The organism is Rahnella sp. 2050 (genome assembly GCF_040544515.1).
Lineage (GTDB): Bacteria > Pseudomonadota > Gammaproteobacteria > Enterobacterales > Enterobacteriaceae > Rahnella > Rahnella aceris.
Map to the genome: position 1 here is coordinate 1,203,012 of NZ_JBEPKE010000002.1, position 18,691 is coordinate 1,221,702.

The following is an 18,691-nucleotide window of genomic DNA, read 5'->3' on the forward strand; positions in this document are numbered from 1 at the left end:
CCTGACCTCCCCCTTCGCAGGGGGAGGAATAATGATTATCGCAAATCGGAAATATTATTTTGAACAAAGACTTCAATCGTTATTACCAGCAGATACGCGGTAAACAAAAGCGGGAAGCGCTGATCTGGTCAGGGCTGATGTTGTTGTTATATCTGTGGTCAGGCAATGTTTCCGAACTTAATTTAAAAACGATTATTGTCTCCGCGCCGAGCTTCTTTGATTATATTGGTCAGACGGTGCCGGTATTACACTGGTCATTGTTATTTGCTGACGGACATACAGAAGGTTCACTGGCGTATTGGGGATATCGTCTCAATATTCAGCTGCCGCTGATTTGGGAAACTATTCAGCTGGCGTTGTCCTCGACGATATTGTCGACGGCGCTGGCAGTCGTGCTGGCTTTTCTCGCCGCCAGCAATACGGATTCGCCTAAATGGGTGAAATTCAGCATCCGTACCTTTGTCGCTTTCCTGCGCACCATGCCGGAACTGGCCTGGGCGGTAATGTGTGTGATGGCGTTTGGCGTCGGTGCCATTCCGGGCTTTATCGCCCTGACGTTACACACTGCCGGCAGTCTGACCAAATTGTTCTACGAATCCATTGAAACCGCATCGGATAAACCGGTGCGCGGACTCAGAGCCTGTGGCGCGGGGCGTTTGCAGCGCATGCGTTTCGCCATGTGGCCGCAGGTGAAACCGATCTTCTTATCCTACAGCTTTATGCGCCTCGAAATTAACTTCCGCCAGTCGACTATCCTCGGGCTGGTCGGGGCCGGTGGTATCGGGCAGGAGCTGATGACCTCAATCAAACTGGACCGATATGACCAGGTCAGCATGACCTTACTGCTGATTATTCTGGTGGTGTCGGCGATGGATTTTCTTTCCGGTAAATTGCGCAAACGCGTTGTGGAGGGCACTTTCTGATGTTAACTGATGCGCTCGAACCTCATGTGGTCAGCAGCCTGAAGCAGAAGCACGGGCATCTGTTTGCCGCGCAGCGCCGCTATCTGCGCTACCTCGCGATACTGGCTGTCGTGATTACGCTGTACTACGTCTATTTCTTCAGTTATTTCGGTATTCCATGGAGCGAAGTGGTGCGCGGCACCCGCGAAGTAGGACGTTATTTCCTGCGGATGTTTGTCTGGCATAACGTTTCCGAATGGCCGTTTATGTATTATTTTTCGCAAATAGCTATCACGCTGGCGATTGTGTTTTCCGGAACCATCACCGCGTCTTTCCTCGCATTGCCTCTTTCATTCCTTGCGGCGCGTAATGTGATGTCGACGCCGGTTCTCAGACCCGTTTCCATGGTCATCCGCCGTCTTCTGGATGTTTTACGCGGGCTGGATATGGCGATCTGGGGGCTGATTTTCGTTCGTGCTGTCGGCATGGGGCCGCTGGCCGGTGTGCTGGCGATCGTGATGCAGGATTTAGGCTTGCTTGGCAAGCTTTATGCGGAAGGGCATGAGGCGGTAGATCGTTCGCCGAGCCGCGGCCTGCGGGCGCTGGGGGCTTCCCCGCTACAAACGCACCGCTTCGGGATTTTCACTCAATCCTTCCCGACATTCCTTGCGTTGTCGCTGTATCAGATTGAATCCAATACCCGTTCAGCCGCTGTTCTTGGTTTTGTTGGCGCGGGCGGGATCGGTCTGGTGTATGCGGAAAATATGCGTCTGTGGAACTGGGATGTAGTGATGTTTATCACATTGATTTTAGTGGCTATCGTGATGATTATGGACAAGATTTCCGCGATGCTGCGCGCCAAATATATCCTGGGCGAAGAGATTAGTTTATTCGCACCGGAAGAACGGAAAATGAAGCCGCCGGTGGAGCTTTATCGCTCGTAAATGTTAACGGTCGAAACAGAATAAAAGAAGGCGGCATCCGGGATGGATGCCGCCTTTGCTGTTATTGAATCGCCGGGAGTTTACTCGTCGAAATACCAGTAACCCTGATTCACCAGATCTGTTAACAGAGCGACAAATTCAGGATCCTGCAACGCAGCACCCAGCTCTGTTTTACTGATCAGCGTATAGCGGCACAGCGCATCGGCGGCGGCATGTTGCGATGTTTCCAGCGGCTCGCTGTTAACAAAGAAACGTTCGCCGACGTTGAGAACCCGCAGACCGCTCAGGCGCACCAGGCTTTCGCCCTGCATCAGTGCATCGGCAATTTCATGTGATTCGTATGGCGGTTCGGCTGGCGCGATATCCAGTTCATGGCGGGGCGTAGTGGCGAAACGGCCAAACCATTGTTTGAAATCTTCCGGCTGGCTGATCAGCTCAACCATCATCTGGCGCACACGTTCCAGCTCGTAATCTTCTACTTTCCCGACGTGGTCGCGCAGCCTGAGATCCGGATCGCTGTAATGGCTGCCGCCCAGATCGTTTTCCAGCGCGTAGTCAGCAAAACTGCTGATGAAATCGCGGCTGTTAGGGCCACGGAAACCGACGGAATAGTTGAGGGCGGTTTCATGGGTAAAGCCGTCGTGCGGGAAGCCCGGCGGAATATACAGAATGTCGCCAGGTTCAAGATCTTCATCAATGATTGGCGTGAACGGATCCACATGCAGTAACGCCGGGTGCGGACAGAACTGACGCATCGGCAGAGCATCGCCCACGCGCCAGCGGCGGCTGCCCATGCCCTGGATGATAAACACGTCATACTGATCGATGTGCGGGCCGACACCGCCGCCGGGCACGGAATACGAAATCATCAGGTCGTCTAAACGCCAGTCCGGCAATACGCGAAAAGGTTTCACCAGTTCTGCCGCAGGCAAATGCCAGTGGTTTACGGCCTGTGCCAGCAGTGACCAGCCGGTTTCACCCAGCCCGTCGAAATCTTCAAAAGGACCGTTACTTGCCTGCCATTCACCATCTTTATGGCTCACCAGACGGCTGTCCACTTCCGGCTCCATCGCCAGACCGGCTAATTCGTCTGGAGAGATTGGATCAACAAAATTTGAGAACGCTTTTTTGATAACAACAGGTTTTTTTTGCCAGTATTTTTCTAAAAATTCCGGCCAGTCCAGATTGAGTTCATAAGCCATGTGATTTACCCGTGGGAAGACAAACGGGTCTGATTATAGAGAGGGGAATAAGGACAGCGCTTTGTCATGCATCAAGGCTACCCATCATAATTCGAACCGCAGATGCGTTGGCTGCGTTCAGTGACCCGAATCACTTACCTGAGTAAGCTCATCGGGATCCCTTCACTTTCCGCGTTACTCGGCAAGCCTCGCCCTATTAGGGCCAGCGCAAGCGCTGTTCAAAAGCTGAAGCTTTTGTCCTGCAGCCCGAATTATTTTGGGTATAGAACTCTGGTTGAAATATTTATGATTTCGCGGCCAGCACCACCAGTTTCTGGTTCACAAATTCTTTGATACCGAGATCAGAGAGTTCGCGGCCGAAGCCCGAGCGTTTCACACCACCGAAAGGCAGTTCAGCAGCGGTATCCGTCGGCGAATTGACGTATACCATACCGGTTTCAATCTGGCTCGCCAGCTTACGGGCGCGGGTCAGATCGGTGGTAAACAGCGAACCGCCGAGGCCGTAATGTGAGTCGTTGGCAAGTTTCACCAGTTCCTCATCATTTTTCACCACGTACACCTGTGCGACCGGGCCAAAGAACTCTTCGAAATAGGCCGGATTATCGCGGGTAATGTGCGTCAGAATCGTTGGCTCAAAGAAGTTGCCCGGATTGTCTGCCACCTTTTTACCGCCAAAGTGCAGTTTCGCCCCGTGTTTCACGGCATCATCCACTTGTTTGCTCAGCGTTTTCACCGCTTCGGCAGAGGACAACGGTCCCAGTGTGGTGGATTTATCCAGCGGATCGCCGATCTTCAGTGCCTTGAAGTGTTCGGTGAATTTTTTAAGGAATTCATCGGCGACTTTTTCATGAATAATGAAGCGCTTGGCCGCCGTACACACCTGTCCGGCATTAGAGACACGGGCCTGCGCACCGGCTTTGGCAGCTTTATCGATATCCGCATCATCGAGTACGGCAAACACGTCATTCCCGCCGAGTTCCAGCGTCGATTTCTTCAGCTTAGATGCCGCCCGTGAAGCCACGACCGCACCGGCTTTCTCCGAACCGGTCAGCGCGACACCCTGAACGCGGTCATCATCAATGATGGCACTGACCTGATCCTGAGAAATAAACAGGTTGGTATAAGCGCCCTTTGGGGCACCCGCTTCGGTAACCAGTTTCTCAAAGGTTTCCGCACAATGGGGAACGATACTGGCGTGTTTGACGACCACGCTGTTACCTGAGGCAAGATTCGGTGCCAGTACGCGCATTAACTGGTAGAACGGGAAATTCCAGGGCTCGACGGCCATGATCACCCCAATCGGATGATGTTCGACCCAGGCTTCGCCGAGATCGGATTTATACGGCACAGGTTTGAGAAATTCCTCGGCGTTTTCGGCATAGAATTTCGCAATATCCGCGCAAATCTGCACTTCGCCACGGCTCTGGCCGATGAGTTTCCCCATTTCTACACTGACCACTTCCGCCAGTTCATCGACACGGGAAGCCATCAGTTCTGACAATTTATGCAGCACGTTAACGCGTTGCTTAATATCGCCCTGACCCCAGTCAGATTTGTATAAAGCATGGGCGGCAGAGAGTGCCTCTTCAACCTGCTGATCGTTATGTGTTTGATATTCTTTGATGAGCTTATTGTTGAACGGATTTATCGTTTGATATGGCATATGTTGCTCCTTGTTTTGTGGCGTGTCGTCGAAAACAACGGCACGTTGGAATTGAGGTGCGTGCGCCTTTCTGCGTTCTCAACAGAACATTAAGCATAGTCGAAAAAACGTGACCGCTGTCCCACAGACATCTCATGCAACACAACGGTATGGCGTGTGCTGCCCGCATTCTCCCCTGGCCCTGCCATACGTGCGCTGCAGCCTGTCTCTAAGAACAATCGGCTTTACGCAACTTTGCGAGCGGCTGTTAATGAATTGTTTTCAGCAAGCGATTGATAAATTTACCGCTCACTTTTATGCTGGCTTTCCTTCCTTTTCCCGACATTGAGAAACTCATGAAGCTTGATGCGATTCCGTTTTGCACGACTGACTGGAGTGATGTCACGCCGACGCAGCATCCGGGTGATACCGGCATGGCGCTGTGGCGTACACAAAAATTTGGCGATATCCGTGTGCGTATCGTTGAATATTCACCTGGCTATGAGGCTGATCACTGGTGCAGTAAAGGCCATGTTTTGTTCTGCCTGGAGGGGGAGCTTCATACGCGTCTTGAGGACGGACGGAATTTCACCTTATCGCCGGGCATGAGTTATCAGGTGGCGGACAATGCTGAAGCACACCGTTCATCCACACCAATTGGCGCGAAACTGTTTGTTGTTGATTAGTCGTGGTTGTTTATAGAAACGTTCGCCGTCCGCTGAGGCTGGCGACAAGGAGCAGCAGGTGAGTAAATTACGGGTTGGTATTATTTTCGGTGGTAAATCGGCAGAGCATGAAGTGTCACTGCAGTCGGCAAAAAACATTGTGGATGCGATTGATAAACAACGCTTTGATGTGACATTGCTGGGCATTGATAAGAAAGGGGAATGGCATATTAATGATGCCAGTAACTACCTGATCAATGCTGAAAATCCGTCGCTGATTGCCCTGAACCGCTCGAATAACCAGGTTGCACTGATCCCCGGTCAGACTGAGAATCAGTTAATTGAGACTCACAGCGCCAGCGCGTTGTCGCAAGTGGATGTGATCTTCCCGATAGTGCACGGAACGCTGGGGGAAGACGGTTCCTTGCAGGGGCTGCTGCGCATGGCAAATATTGCCTTCGTGGGGTCCGGCGTGCTGGGTTCCGCCGTGAGCATGGATAAAGATGTCACCAAGCGTTTGCTGCGCGATGCCGGTCTGGCTGTTGCCCCGTTTGTGTGCCTGACACGTGCGAACCGTCAGAAAAATACCTTTGCCAGTGTTTCGCAACAACTCGGTCTGCCGCTTTTTATCAAACCGGCGAATCAGGGCTCATCGGTGGGCGTCAGTAAAGTCAGTGATGAAGATGGCTATCAGCGTGCGCTGGATAAAGCCTTCAGCTTCGACCACAAAGTGCTGGTGGAATCGGCCATTAAAGGTCGTGAAATTGAATGCGCTGTGTTGGGTAACGATCACCCGCAGGCCAGTGTGTGTGGCGAAGTGATCCTGCACGACGAGTTTTATTCCTACGATACCAAATACATCAACGAATCCGGTGCTTCCATTGCGGTTCCGGCTGATTTACCCCGTGAGACCCACGACCGTATCCGCGCCATTGCCTTGCAGGCATTTCAGGTGCTGGAATGTCGCGGCATGGCGCGTGTGGACGTTTTCCTGACAGAACAGGGCGATGTCGTCATCAATGAAATCAATACATTACCGGGCTTCACCAACATCAGTATGTATCCGAAACTCTGGGCAGCCAGCGGGTTAAGTTACAGTGAGCTGATCACCCGCCTGATTGAGCTGGCGCTCGAGCAACATCAGCAGGATAACCAACTGAAGAGTTCTGCCAACTGATTATTCAAATTTTGCATTGAGATGAAAAGGCAGGGAGAAATCCCTGCCTTTGTCGTTTTCTTTGCTGATTATTCAACCACCAGCTTTACCTGTTTTCCGGCCAGACTCAGCATCAGAATCAGGGCATCGAGCGTAAATTTATCCGTCTTTTTGTTCACTACGTCAGAAACGCGCGGGCGGGAAACTTGCAAAATTTTTGCAGCATCGCTCTGAAGTAAATTCTGATGGGCGATCCAGAGGCCAATTTCAGTCATCAGTTGTTCTTTGAGCGCCAGAGTATGGGCAATTTTACGCTGTGAATCGGCATGTAAAGCCTGTGCTTCGACAGCGCTGAATCCCAAATCGGCGAAAACATTTCCGCCTGCTGGTGTGATATGTCGTGATGCGACATCAATAACATCCTTTTTCATTTTCTCTCCTGTGGCGCTCCCGGACAATTTGGGCATAGCGGCTTTTCATAATGGAAATATCTTTCGGGCTGGTTTGCTGCTTCTTTTTCGCAAAGCAGTGCAGGATGTAAATGGCCTCGTCGAATTTAGCGAGATAGATAACCCGAAAAGTACCGGCAAACACATCAAGTTTGATTTCAACCACGCCAGCTCCCCAGTCGCTGACTGACTTCCATTGTGTTGGGGGAAGCCCATGCTGAATTTGTTCAAGTTCATAGCCTGCTCTTTTTCTGGCGTCTGTGGGGAAATCACGTAAATCCTTCAACGAACTTCCACGCCAGTCGATATCTTTAATCACCATCACTTTCCTTGTGTATAAAATTTTATACCTAAATATGCCTCACGCCAACGTCTTTATACGACAGCCAACGTCTGACGAGATAAGTAAGGAGAATTCTTGCGAGATATGCCGAAGAAAAGCACTCCCATGGGGTTAAAATAGCGGTGAGTAATTTTTCCAGCGCAGTGACGCGGGTACGGCGGAATCAGCGGGCGTTGTGTCGGCGCATCTGGCCTGAAATATTTTCCGGGTGATCAGAAGCAAAATGGCAGATGCGGCAAAACTCAGGGCATCAAGCAGCAGAATGCTGAGTGGCGAAACAACATTGAACAACAAAACCCCTGTGCCGGTGCCGAGCATGACCTGCGCCGCGAAGATCAGCGTTTCCATTGCCGTCGCTGCCGGTAACTCATCAACACTCAGCCCGCGTTTGAATAACAACGTGAGCGCCGGATAACTCATCCCGCTGAGCAACGCCTCGGCAGACTGAACAGCCAGCAACGCGGAAATATTGTGTGACAGCAAGCCGTACAGCGGAAATATCAATGCCACCATGCCGAGAATTTCGGTCAGGATCAAAATCTGCAGCGGCGACATTTTTCTGCACAGGCGTTCGCCCCACAGACTTCCGATAAAGCCGGGCAATGTTGCCAGCATATAAGCGAAAGTCAGCGTAGCAGGGGAGGCGTTCCAGCGCAGCAGTTGACCAAAAACCACCACCTGCGTCAGGCCATTACCCAGAGATGATAAAATAAAGGCAAAGCCCAGCAGCCGCAGCCAGCGATGGCTGCGCAGTGCGCGTATGAGCGCAATTAATAACGAATTCATGAAAGGGATTCTCATCAGAAATAACAGAAACCCCGAATTGCCCGCAGGCAACAGGGAGAAGAAAAACTGTCAGTGATGAGAGTTCGTTACATTGGGAAAGAGGGCCTTAAGGAAATAGAAGAGAAAAATGTAGCACAAGGTCAGGCGGGCAGGGGGCATTCAGAGAAATTTTTCATAAAACACAGACACGAAAAAGGCGGCAAACGCCGCCTCTTCTGCTTACTGCTTTTTACTGCTTACTTCAGCTTATTTATACAGTTCAGCTGTGCCGTACAGATGGTTATCACCTGAAGCACCGATGATACGGTAAGAGCTTGCACCGGCTTCGCTGGCTTTAGCATTCAGTTTGTCCTGCAGGCTGCTCAGGCTGTTACCTGATGTTGCGCTGACCACACCAATTGCCTGCTGACCTGCCGGTGCGGACTGAACTTCAGTCGCTGCCAGAGTCGAGAATGAAGCGGTAGCCAGTGCGGTTGCAGCAAGAGTCATTGTTAAGTTTTTCATGTTATTTTCCTCATTTCGTTTTTTTTGAGCTTTGCCAGGCGTTGTCATCAACGTTCATTTAATGTGCAAAGCTGTCTTCTGTCCGATACAACATCTAGCTTATTAATCGTTAACTAAATGCTGTTGTACCCTTAAATTGCTTATTCTTGTGCTTATTTATACAGCTCAGCAGTACCGTACAGATGGTTTTCACCTGAAGCACCGATGATACGGTATGAGCTTGCACCCGCTTCGTTGGCTTTTGCATTCAGTTTGTTCTGCAGGCTTGATAAATCGTTGCCTGAAGAAGCACTTACCACACCAATTGCTTGTTGACCTTCTGGTGCAGACTGAACTTCAGTCGCTGCCAGGGTAGAGAATGAGGCGGTAGCAAGCGCAATTGCAGCTAAAGTCATAGTGATATTTTTCATGATGGCCTTCCTTTTTATCTGTTTATCAGCAGGTGATTATTAGGTCCGACTGTTATTTCTTAACAGTTGATAAGTAAATGTTAGACCTGGATCACATTCTATGCAACTCATTTATTTATTAATCGTTAACTTATTGTGCGGAACAATCTGCTAACGAAATCTTCAGGCCTTATTTATACAGCTCAGCAGTACCGTACAGATGGTTTTCACCAGAAGCACCGATGATGCGGTATGAGCTTGCACCGGCTTCAGTGGCTTTCGCGTTCAGTTTTGACTGCAGTGTGCTCAGGTCACCGTTTGAAGAGGCGCTGACAGTACCGATAGTTTGTTCACCCGCAGGTACAGACTGAACCTCAGTCGCCGCCAGGGTAGAGAAAGAAGCGGTAGCAAGTGTCAGTGCTGCGATTGTCATTGCGATAGTTTTCATGATGTTAATTCCTGTTAGTCAATTTTTTATTCGGGGTGCCTTATTCAGGAACCTCAGTTTCGGGTCAACGTTAGTTATTAGTTAACGTTCGATAAGTAAATGATAGGGAGTGTTGAGAGTTTGTGCAAGATGTTTTTTTAATGAACGTTAACTAATCGTGCTGTGATGAATGTCACGCTAAACGCGGTTTTTGTTTTCATTTTGTTAAATGAATGTTTTTAAAATGATTCGCGATAAGAATTGAAAATCCTTTATGCATAATTTTGCTGAATGAATCTTTAATGATCGCTAAGTTAATGGTTGGTTCTGGCCAGCGAGGGTGATAAAACATGGGGCGGCCAGGAATCACGATAAGGCGACATAAGCCGCCTTATCGTGATTCCTGCCCTGACGGTCTGTCATCAGGCTCCGTGGTCATTAGTAATAAACAGAAGCGGGCTGATGACCAGAGGTTGAAGGCGCAGGTGGTTGAGTGGGAGAAGTAGGAATACGGCCCTGTTCGATTTTTTTGTTCGTACAGGTGGCCGGGTTACAGAAGTTACTGTCACCGGTCACATTGACCATCCGCACTTCCTGACTCTGCAAAGGCATCATGATAACCTGCTGTGCGGCAACATTGGCAACCGGTACAGCGGTTAATGCCAGAACTGCAAGAAGGATTTTAAAGTTACTCATGATGTTACGTCCTGAATGTGTTGTCTGCAAAAGGCTTATAAAAGCGTTTTAGTTGTGCAGCTTTGCGGGTTTGAGTGATTTTCTTATCGCTCGATAATTAAATGATAAACTCCGCTGGACTTGTGCGCAACTATTTTTAATAATGATCGTTAAGTTATTTCTATAACTATTTTAATAACCATAATCACAATGGTGATGGAAGGAGGGTGTATGAGCACTGAACAGACGGCTTTGGTCCGGAAAAGTCGCGGTCGCCCAAAACAGTTCGATCGTGGAACTGCTCTGAGCAAGGCCTTGAATTTATTCTGGCGCCATGGTTACGAGGCCACTTCATTAGCCGATTTGGTCGAAGCAACCGGTGCAAAAGCGCCAACTTTGTATGCCGAATTTGGTAACAAAGAAGGGCTTTTCCGCGCAGCCGTTGAACATTATCTGAAAAACTTTTACGAAAAGAGCTCATGTTTACTGAGCAGAACAGATTTGTCCGTTGAGGATACGGTTGGGCGCTATCTGCGTGCCATCGTTGAGCTGTTTACCGACTGCGACACGCCAAGTGGCTGCTTTATGATCAGCGCATCATCCGGGATGTCTTCATCTTCTGCGGATATTGCCGAAATGCTGCGTGCGCGCCACCTTTCGCAGGAACGCACTCTGTTTGAATATTTCGAGAAGAAAAAACAGAGCGGTGATTTGACTGCGGTAACTGACAGCGCGCTGCTGGCGAAATACCTGGCCTGCACCATTCAGGGCTTCTCCGTACAGGCCCGTGACGGCGCAAGTTCTGATGAACTCAACCGGCTGATTGACGTGGTCATGAATCTGTGGCCGGAGCTGACCAAAGCCACGGTTGTCAGCAAAGCCGCACATTAATCACTGAGTTAAGATAATTGTTAAGAAAGAGAATAGAACGTCAGGTGCTGAGTCTTTCGGGCCTGGCGTTAGGCGGTATAGACTTTGAGAATCCGCCGGGTGACCCGGGACTGTTTGGTCCGCAAAGCATCACCTGGCGAATTCACGGAGACTTCTCATCCATGCTTTGTGGCGGTGTCAGTGCCTTATTGCTGCAAATGCTTCATCCGCTGGCGCTTGCCGGTATCTGGGATCATTCCTCATTTCGTGAAGATATGCTCGGGCGACTTCGTCGCACCAGTCAGTTCATTTCCGGGACGACTTTTGCGCCTGTTAATGACGCCAACGCGTTAATCGAAAAAGTAAAATCCATTCATTTGCGGGTGACCGGTACCGATGCTTACGGCACGCCTTATGCGGCCAGCGATCCGGATTTACTGGTCTGGGTGCACGTAGCTGAAGCGTACAGCTTCCTGCAATCGCATCTGCGTTATCGCAATCCTGCGCTCAGCCTGAGCGATCAGAACCGCTATTATCAGGAGTTTTCCCGTGTGGCGAAAAGCCTGGGGGCGGCAAATGTGCCGGAGAGTGTCGATGCGGTAGAGGCCTATCTGCAGGCGATGCGCCCGCAGTTGCGCTGCGATGAACGGACGCTTGAAGTGGTAAGATTATTGCAGAATGCACCTGCGCCGAGCCGTCTGGCCAGGCCGGTGGGCAGCCTGATGATTCAGGCTGGCATTGAGTTATTGCCTGAGTGGGCAGCCATGCAACTGGGGATTTCCCTTTCCCCGCCGAAGCGCCGGAGGATTCGTTTCGCCACCCGTTGCATTGCAGGGGTATTGCGCTGGGCGGTGAGAAACGGCTCATGGCACCGGGCCATGCGCCGTATGGGGCGTCTGCACTGACCGTTAAAGATGCGGATAAACGCCCGGACCGATGGGCAGACCCAGCAGATACCAGCCCACCAGCATCAGCAGCCACACCACGAAAAACACAATCGGATACGGCAGCACCAGCGAATAATAGGTGCCGAGTTTCGCTTCTTTGTTGTAGCGCTGCAGGAACCCGAGGAACAGCGGCACAAACGGCGACATCGGCGCGAGCGGGATCACCGAAGAATCCGCGACGCGGAACACGATTTGCGCGAACGCCGGATGGAAACCGAGCAGCATAAACATCGGCACAAATATCGGTGCCAGAATCGACCAGATTGCCGAGCCGCTGGCGATAAACATACACAGCAATGCCGACAGGAAAATCAGGCCGAGAAACGCCGGGATGCCGGTCATGCCTAAGTTTTCCAGCACATCCGTCAGCCCGATCGCCATGAATTTCCCCATATTACTCCAGTTGAAAAACGCCACAAACTGGGACAGCGGGAACACCATCACAATAAAACCCGCCATGGATTTCATCGGATCCACCAGCAAATCCGGCACGTCACTGGCGCTGCGGATCTGCTTGGTCACCATGCCGTAAGGCACTGAAATCACGAAAAAGAACAGAATAATCAGCGGTACGATGCCCTGAATAAATGGCGAAGGCATGATGCCGCCGGTTTTCGGATTGCGCAGCGGCGCGGCTTCCGGCACCACCAGCAAGGCGACCAGGGCGATAAACACCAGCGCCGCAATGCCGCTCGCCATCAGGCCGCGGTTCTGTTCCGGCGTCAGCTTTTTCATCTCTTCGTTACGCTCGCCGTGATACACCGGCAGGCGCGGTTCAACGAATTTATCGGTCAGAATGGCACCCACGATGGTCAGCAAAATCACCGAGGCTGCCATAAAGTACCAGTTGTCGATCACACTGACCTGAACCGCCGGATTAATCGCCTTTGCCGCCTCGGTACTCAGACCGGATAACAACACATCGGTGGTCACAATCAGCAGGTTAGCCGTGAAACCGCAGCCAACACCGGCGATAGCCGCCAGTAAACCAGCCACGGGATGACGTCCGACTGCGAGGAAAATCAGTGCGCCCAGCGGCGGCATCACCACCAGTGCGGCATCCGACGAAATGTGGCTGAAGAAGGCGATAAAAATCACCATATAGCTGGCGTAACGGGCGTTTACTTTGGACGCCATTTTGTACATCAGGCTTTGCAGCAGCCCGACGCGCTCCGCCAGTCCGGCACCAATCACCAGTGCCAGAATCGAGCCGAGCGGGGTAAATCCGCTGAAATTTTTAATGACGTTCGGCAAAATCCACTGAATACCTTCCACGCTCAGCAGGTTTTTTACATGGATTACCTCACCGTTGGTTGGGTTTACTGCCGTAATATTCAGCCATGAAATCACCGCACTGGCGACCATCAGCACGGCGATCAGGTAAACAAATAACAAAAACGGGTTGGGAATTTTATTCCCCACACGTTCAACCCACTGAAGAAATCCCCCCGGACTCTGGCCGGAATCTTGCGCCTGAATACTCATCTGTTAACCCTCTGTCGTGTTTGTCTTTTTTTATATTTATGCCGCTCATCCGTGCCGGAACGGGACGCGAATGAGCGGTTTACATCATTAACTGACACCCGTGATTTATTTCAATGGCGAAGGTTTTACGCCTGCCGGGATCGGGCACTGATACGGGTGTCGTGCACGTTGTGCATCGCGCTCTTTCTGACAGGCCGTCAGTAAATCCGGCCGGGTGAACAGGTCTATCGCGGTCGATGACATGATTTTCGCTGCCAGACACATGCCTTTATGGGCGATGGAGGTCCGCCCCTGCGACACAATCTGCCAGGTATGCAGCGGCGAACCGACCGCAAAACACGGGCTGAAACACTGCGCCGTCGGCACCAGCCAGCTCACATCACCGACGTCCGTTGAGCCGTAGAGGATATTGCCGTTCGGGGCATACGGAGCAACGGAGTCTGTCAGCGGGGAATGGCGCAAGGTTTCGGCGAATTCCACGCCTTCCGCGCCGCTGGTACGGGAGATATTCAGCAGATTGTTATCGATATCCTGTTCGCTCAGCGTGGCATGAATCGACGCCGCAAACGCCCGCTCTTCGGCGGTGTAATGCGGAGTGCCGAAAGCCTGCACATACTGATACATCGCGCTTTCCAGTGTGCGGTTGGGCACGTAGTTGGAACAGGCCTTGTCAAAGCGCATCGACATCTGTGTGCCGGTCATCAGCGCTGCGCCTTTGGCGATATCCACTACGCGGTCGAAAATCGCCTGCGCCTGATCCATTTGCGGCGCGCGTACCAGATACAGCACTTCGGCGTCTGCCTGCACCACGTTTGGCGAAATCCCGCCCGCGTTGGTGATCGCGTAATGCAGGCGCGCTTCCTGAATGATGTGCTCACGGAGGAAGTTCGACCCGGTGTTCATCAGCGTGAGGGCATCCAGCGCGCTGCGACCCAGATGTGGCGCGGTGGCGGCGTGTGAGGACACGCCTTTAAAGCTGAACGACGCCTGAATATTGGCCAGCGTCTGGTTGCTGAACATGCCGCTGTAGGTTTCCGGGTGCCATGTCAGTGCGGCATCGACGTCATCGAACAATCCTTCGCGGGCCATAAAGGTTTTGCCGGAGCCACCTTCTTCACCCGGGCAGCCGTAAAAACGCACCGTGCCCTGAATGTTTTCACGTTCCATCCAGGCTTTCACTGCCAGCGCGCCGCCGAGTGCCGCCGTTCCCAGCAGATTATGGCCGCAACCGTGGCCGTTGCCGTTTTCCACCAGTGGCTGCGCCACATCGCAACCGGCTTTCTGGCTTAAACCGGCCAGCGCGTCGAATTCGCCGAGCAGGGCAATCACTGGTTTTCCGCTGCCGAAGCTGGCGATAAATGCCGTTTCCATGCCACCGACGCCGCGCTCAACAGTAAATCCGCTGGCGTCGAGTTTGTCGGCCAGTAATGCAGAAGAGAAGGATTCGACAAAGCGGGTTTCAGGATGATCCCAGATGGCATCGCTGATTTCTGCCAGCGCGGGTTGCTGGTTATCGATGAAATCATTGATGAAATTCACGACGTTCTGTTGATGTGGCACGTGCGACGTCATCAGCGTTCCCCTTTGAATTCAGCGATATTCAGCGCCAGTGCCGCCAGGGTTTTAATGCCCTGAGACATCACTTTTTCATCGAAATCAAACAGTTCATTGTGATGACCCGCGCTCAGATCAGTGCCGAAAATGACATAAGAGGCTTCGCCACCGCGGGCTTTTACGCGCTCCATCATATAGGTGGCATCTTCCGAACCCGCTGCGCCTTCCTGACGGTCGATAATCTGCTCAAACTCGCCGAGTTTTTCCGCCTGACGGTGGATGTAATTCACCCAGGCGGGCGTCGGCGTGCTGCTTTGCGCCGCGCCCATCAGTTTGATGTCGAATTTCACCTGATGCATTTCGGCTGCGCCGGAAATCACTTTCAGCGCCTGCTGATAAATAAATTCGTTCACCTCATTAGTGGTGCCACGCGTTTCTACTTTCATCGTGGCGCTGGAAGGCACCACATTGCGCCCGGTACCTGCCTGTAAAACGCCGACATTAATGCGTGAATCACCGCCGCTGTGACGCGGGATCGCGTGTAAACCGAGCGTAGCCTGAGCCGCTGCCAGCAGGGCATTGCGGCCATCCTCCGGCTTACCGCCCGCATGTGAGGCCACGCCGGTGAAGTGCACGTCGAGCTTGGTCGTTGCCATAAAAGTATCGTTACCGCACACGATGTGATTAGCCGGTACGCCGGTGCCGATATGCACGGCGGTGAAATATTGCACGTCGTCCACCACGCCCGCTTCAACCATGGATTTCGCGCCGCGCGTGCCTTCCTCGGCAGGCTGGAAAATCAGCTTGATGGTGCCGCAGAGCTGGTCGCGCACCTGCATCAGCACGTCTGCCAGCCCGAGGCCAATGGTGGTGTGACCGTCGTGACCACAGGCATGCATCATGCCGTTATTGGCCGAAGCAAACCCGTCGCGGAACGGGCGATGCTGGTCTTCCAGTACTTCGTTTAAATCCAGCGCGTCCATATCCACCCGAAAACCCATTACCGGGCCGGGGCGACCGGTTTCCAGCGTGGCGACAATCCCGGTGAAACCGCCGGAGAAATGCGGCATCCAGCGGGCAATCGCGCCTTGTTCCAGTGCGCGCTGCTCCTGTTCGGCCAGCACGGCAGCGGAAGGCAGCCCCATACGCGAATCAGCGTCGATGACTTCTTTGCCGAGTTGCAGTGAATAGCCCAGTTTTTCCAGACGATCGGCCACCAGCGTGGAGGTACGAAACTCCAGCCAGCCGGATTCGGCGTATTTATGCAGATCACGACGTTGCTTTTGCAGGGAAGGGAACAGCTTTTCTACACGTTCAGAAATCTCATTAACCATCACGGACTCTCTTTTTACACAGACATGCAGGCTTTCCGCACAGCGGCAGAAAGGAGGAAATCAAAGCTTCGGGAAGTGCAGACCCGCACGCAGAAAGCGGCGAAAGGCGGCCTGATATGATTTTCAATGTACATAAAGCGTTCAGGGCATATAAGATGCCAAAATCTTCTTAGTGATAATCAGGGGTTATCAAAGAATCTCATGCCATCACAAATAAAAATGCATCAGTTGCGGGCGTTTGTTTCGGTCGCACGTCAGGGCAGTATTCGTGCCGCCAGCCGGATGCAGAATCTTTCACAGCCCGCGCTGACCAAATCAATTAAAGAACTGGAAGAAAATCTGGGGGCGAGGTTATTTGTCCGTCGCCGTCAGGGCGTGACGCTAACTGATTGTGGTGACGCGTTTTTTAAGCGCGCAAGCCTGATTCTGGAAGAGCTGCGGGTGGCGCAGGAAGACATCGCTCAGCGCCTCGGCGGGACCAGCGGCAGGGTCAATATCGGCGTCGGTGCCAGTATTGCCCGCACCATCATGCCGGAAGTCATTGACCGTTTTCACCGTGAATTCCCCCATGTGAAGGTGCGGATTGCCGAGGGACAACTGGTATCAATGATCCCGGAGCTGCGTCAGGGCGAGCTGGATTTCACCGTGAATACCTATTATCAGGGACCCTTTGATAACGAACTGTTATATGAAAAGCTTATGGATAAAGAGTATCGCGTGGTGGCAAGGCGTGGTCATCCGATGCAGCATGCCCGTTCGATGCAGGAGCTTTTGCATTGCGACTGGACGATGCCGACGCCACGCGGCAGCTATTACAAACTGCTCAGCGAAGTGTTCAGCGAAATGGATGCCGAGCCGAATATCAGCGTGATTTGCGAAACTTTTATGTCCTGCACCAGCCTGATCGCCAAAACCGATTTTCTCAGCGTGTTGTCCGTCGATGTCATTAACGATCCGGTGATCGGCCAGAGTCTGGTCGCGCTGGATCTTGATCTGCCGCTACCGAAAGCCACGTTCTATCTCATTCAGCGACGTGATACCACGCTGACGCCGATGGCCGCGCATCTGGCGCAGCTGTTTCGGATGTATTGCCGCTGATGTTGATATTTTGACAAAAAAGCACCTGTTTTAATGATTTATCGGGGATTTTTGGGAATATTGCCCGTTATCGGCCTGGCTTATCCGTTCTACACTGACCATCACAGGGAATAATAAGCTTCCTGATATTGTTGAGGTCATATGCGCCAGTCCGACATTGTTGCTGAAGTCAGTAACGACAAACAAACCCTGACCGCGCTGGTCGAGCAGGATAACCGCGTGGTGTATTTTTATATTTTCGCCCGCGAAGATTTGCGCGACCGCTTTCCGAAAATGCGCGCCTGCTGGGTACGTAATCTGGTGCCCGCACCGCTGAACGATGACACAGAGGCAATGGAGCAGGGGATTGCCCCGATGCTGGCGGCGCAATACTGCCGCAATCTGGAGGGCGAAGCGCCGCTGGAGCCTGCACAAATTCAGATCCTCTGGAATGAAAGCGATGACGGCGCGGCGTTGTGGTATCAGGGATTATTGCTGGCGGTGATCCCCGGCTGGAGTTTGTATATCGACCATTCGGTGTGTTATTCCGCCGGCTGCATTAAACAGAATCCGCTGACCTTCCCGCTGGGTTCTGCCTCGACCAACACGCAATGTGAACTGGCAGAAAAGACCCGCCTGTTCTGGCGTGACTGGCAAAATGAATTCAGCAATCCGTGGCCGAAAATCCAGCGCAAGCTGCTGGAATCCTACGAAGATCGCTTTGGCTCATCACTGAAATATTATCTGATCAATCAGGGCAACTGGCCGCCGATGGCGATTACTCAGCATGAAGATGAAGAGAATTATTACTTCTTCACGGTCGGCATGAGTATCCGTCCGATGCCGCAAATTGATATTGTTTTCAACGATGAAGCAGAAAAGCATCGTCGCATCGAACTCGCCTTTTCGGTCGGCAAAGAATATGTGACAGAAGAAAATGCCGTGCAGATGGCCAGCGCGTTATCCGGTTATGCACAGATTCCCTGGACGACTCTCAGCTGGTTGGGTGAAGGCCACACGCTGATGTCGCCGATGGCACCGCTCGGCTTTGAAGGACACGTGATTTCCTCCGCATTATGCGGTCCGGCAGACAAAATGCGTCTGCCAAAAATTTACGGGGATCCGGTGAATCTGTTTTGGGTCAGTCCGGTGTTTACCAGCGAACTGGAGTTTGCGCAGGCCAGACCGAATGGCGGATTTGAACTGGTCGCCGCGATGATCAAGAACGATATCGGGTATGTGTTTGCGCCGAGAAGTGCGGTGGTTTGATGTCACTCTCTCAGTTTTCTCACAGAGATGAGTAAGAATACCGATCTGCTCCCTCCCCTGCGAAGGGGAGG

At 52.1% G+C, this 18,691-nt stretch carries 19 protein-coding genes and 1 pseudogene; 8 read left to right on the forward strand and 12 right to left on the reverse strand.

What is annotated here, in order from left to right:
• Positions 1 to 59: 59 nt before the first annotated feature.
• Positions 60 to 923, forward strand: coding sequence for a phosphonate ABC transporter, permease protein PhnE (gene phnE / locus ABIC79_RS12865; RefSeq protein WP_013576360.1), 864 nt, complete (start codon positions 60 to 62; stop codon positions 921 to 923).
• Positions 923 to 1,846, forward strand: coding sequence for a phosphonate ABC transporter, permease protein PhnE (gene phnE / locus ABIC79_RS12870; RefSeq protein ID WP_013576359.1), 924 nt, complete (start codon positions 923 to 925; stop codon positions 1,844 to 1,846). Before phnE (ABIC79_RS12865) ends, phnE (ABIC79_RS12870) begins: the two co-directional genes overlap by 1 nt.
• Before the next feature lie 80 nt (positions 1,847 to 1,926).
• On the opposite strand, the gene ABIC79_RS12875 is transcribed toward phnE (ABIC79_RS12870), so the two are convergent.
• On the reverse strand, positions 1,927 to 3,048 hold the full coding sequence (locus ABIC79_RS12875) for a ribosomal protein uL16 3-hydroxylase (protein ID WP_200227005.1): 1,122 nt from the start codon (positions 3,046 to 3,048) through the stop codon (positions 1,927 to 1,929).
• 283 nt (positions 3,049 to 3,331) lie between these two features.
• The gene (locus tag ABIC79_RS12880; RefSeq protein ID WP_013576357.1) at positions 3,332 to 4,711 is read right to left on the reverse strand and encodes an NAD-dependent succinate-semialdehyde dehydrogenase; all 1,380 of its coding nucleotides are present in this window, start codon (positions 4,709 to 4,711) and stop codon (positions 3,332 to 3,334) included.
• Between the two features lie 335 nt (positions 4,712 to 5,046).
• Between ABIC79_RS12880 and ABIC79_RS12885 the strand changes: the two genes are divergently transcribed.
• Together ABIC79_RS12885 and ddlA are read left to right on the forward strand one after the other, a co-directional pair.
• Positions 5,047 to 5,376 (forward strand): DHCW motif cupin fold protein, encoded by a 330-nt coding sequence (locus tag ABIC79_RS12885; protein ID WP_013576356.1) that lies wholly within the window; start codon positions 5,047 to 5,049, stop codon positions 5,374 to 5,376.
• 58 nt (positions 5,377 to 5,434) lie between these two features.
• Positions 5,435 to 6,532 (forward strand): D-alanine--D-alanine ligase, encoded by a 1,098-nt coding sequence (gene ddlA / locus ABIC79_RS12890; protein WP_013576355.1) that lies wholly within the window; start codon positions 5,435 to 5,437, stop codon positions 6,530 to 6,532.
• Between the two features lie 68 nt (positions 6,533 to 6,600).
• Here ddlA and ABIC79_RS12895 read toward each other — a convergent pair whose 3' ends face one another.
• The 7 genes and pseudogenes from ABIC79_RS12895 to ABIC79_RS12925 all read right to left on the reverse strand — a co-directional run bounded on the left by ABIC79_RS12895 (position 6,601) and on the right by ABIC79_RS12925 (position 10,105).
• A complete protein-coding gene (locus ABIC79_RS12895; RefSeq protein WP_013576354.1) occupies positions 6,601 to 6,942 on the reverse strand; it encodes a helix-turn-helix domain-containing protein in 342 nt (113 codons plus the stop codon).
• The gene (locus ABIC79_RS12900) at positions 6,923 to 7,282 is read right to left on the reverse strand and encodes a type II toxin-antitoxin system RelE/ParE family toxin (protein ID WP_217244046.1); all 360 of its coding nucleotides are present in this window, start codon (positions 7,280 to 7,282) and stop codon (positions 6,923 to 6,925) included. The genes ABIC79_RS12895 and ABIC79_RS12900 overlap by 20 nt, the downstream gene beginning before the upstream one ends.
• Positions 7,283 to 7,420: 138 nt before the next feature.
• Positions 7,421 to 8,089: pseudogene (locus tag ABIC79_RS12905) on the reverse strand (MFS transporter); the annotation flags it as partial.
• 246 nt (positions 8,090 to 8,335) lie between these two features.
• The gene (bhsA, locus tag ABIC79_RS12910; protein WP_241917030.1) at positions 8,336 to 8,593 is read right to left on the reverse strand and encodes a multiple stress resistance protein BhsA; all 258 of its coding nucleotides are present in this window, start codon (positions 8,591 to 8,593) and stop codon (positions 8,336 to 8,338) included.
• Between the two features lie 152 nt (positions 8,594 to 8,745).
• A complete protein-coding gene (bhsA, locus tag ABIC79_RS12915; protein WP_015698030.1) occupies positions 8,746 to 9,003 on the reverse strand; it encodes a multiple stress resistance protein BhsA in 258 nt (85 codons plus the stop codon).
• 169 nt (positions 9,004 to 9,172) lie between these two features.
• Positions 9,173 to 9,430: a multiple stress resistance protein BhsA gene (gene bhsA / locus ABIC79_RS12920; protein ID WP_013576349.1), complete on the reverse strand. Its 258-nt coding sequence runs from the start codon at positions 9,428 to 9,430 to the stop codon at positions 9,173 to 9,175.
• 417 nt (positions 9,431 to 9,847) lie between these two features.
• On the reverse strand, positions 9,848 to 10,105 hold the full coding sequence (locus ABIC79_RS12925) for a hypothetical protein (RefSeq protein WP_013576348.1): 258 nt from the start codon (positions 10,103 to 10,105) through the stop codon (positions 9,848 to 9,850).
• A 210-nt stretch (positions 10,106 to 10,315) separates the two neighbouring features.
• Here ABIC79_RS12925 and ABIC79_RS12930 point away from each other — a divergent pair, with 210 nt between their 5' ends.
• Positions 10,316 to 10,975 (forward strand): TetR/AcrR family transcriptional regulator, encoded by a 660-nt coding sequence (locus tag ABIC79_RS12930; protein WP_013576347.1) that lies wholly within the window; start codon positions 10,316 to 10,318, stop codon positions 10,973 to 10,975.
• Between the two features lie 17 nt (positions 10,976 to 10,992).
• Complete coding sequence (locus ABIC79_RS12935; RefSeq protein ID WP_354567319.1) at positions 10,993 to 11,859, forward strand: oxygenase MpaB family protein; 867 nt, start codon at positions 10,993 to 10,995, stop codon at positions 11,857 to 11,859.
• A 3-nt stretch (positions 11,860 to 11,862) separates the two neighbouring features.
• Here the strand turns inward: ABIC79_RS12935 and abgT are convergent, their stop codons facing one another.
• The 3 genes from abgT to ABIC79_RS12950 form a co-directional block, all read right to left on the reverse strand.
• On the reverse strand, positions 11,863 to 13,386 hold the full coding sequence (abgT, locus tag ABIC79_RS12940; RefSeq protein WP_354567321.1) for a p-aminobenzoyl-glutamate transporter: 1,524 nt from the start codon (positions 13,384 to 13,386) through the stop codon (positions 11,863 to 11,865).
• Between the two features lie 105 nt (positions 13,387 to 13,491).
• Complete coding sequence (locus ABIC79_RS12945; RefSeq protein ID WP_354567323.1) at positions 13,492 to 14,958, reverse strand: M20 family metallopeptidase; 1,467 nt, start codon at positions 14,956 to 14,958, stop codon at positions 13,492 to 13,494.
• On the reverse strand, positions 14,958 to 16,274 hold the full coding sequence (locus ABIC79_RS12950) for a M20 family metallo-hydrolase (protein WP_013576343.1): 1,317 nt from the start codon (positions 16,272 to 16,274) through the stop codon (positions 14,958 to 14,960). The genes ABIC79_RS12945 and ABIC79_RS12950 overlap by 1 nt, the downstream gene beginning before the upstream one ends.
• 201 nt (positions 16,275 to 16,475) lie before the next feature.
• On the opposite strand from ABIC79_RS12950, the gene ABIC79_RS12955 reads away from it, so the two are divergent.
• Together ABIC79_RS12955 and ABIC79_RS12960 are read left to right on the forward strand one after the other, a co-directional pair.
• Positions 16,476 to 17,372, forward strand: a complete 897-nt coding sequence (locus ABIC79_RS12955; protein WP_013576342.1) for a LysR family transcriptional regulator — start codon at positions 16,476 to 16,478, stop codon at positions 17,370 to 17,372.
• Positions 17,373 to 17,513: 141 nt separating this feature from the next.
• Positions 17,514 to 18,620: a suppressor of fused domain protein gene (locus ABIC79_RS12960; protein ID WP_119261835.1), complete on the forward strand. Its 1,107-nt coding sequence runs from the start codon at positions 17,514 to 17,516 to the stop codon at positions 18,618 to 18,620.
• Positions 18,621 to 18,691: the final 71 nt, after the last annotated feature.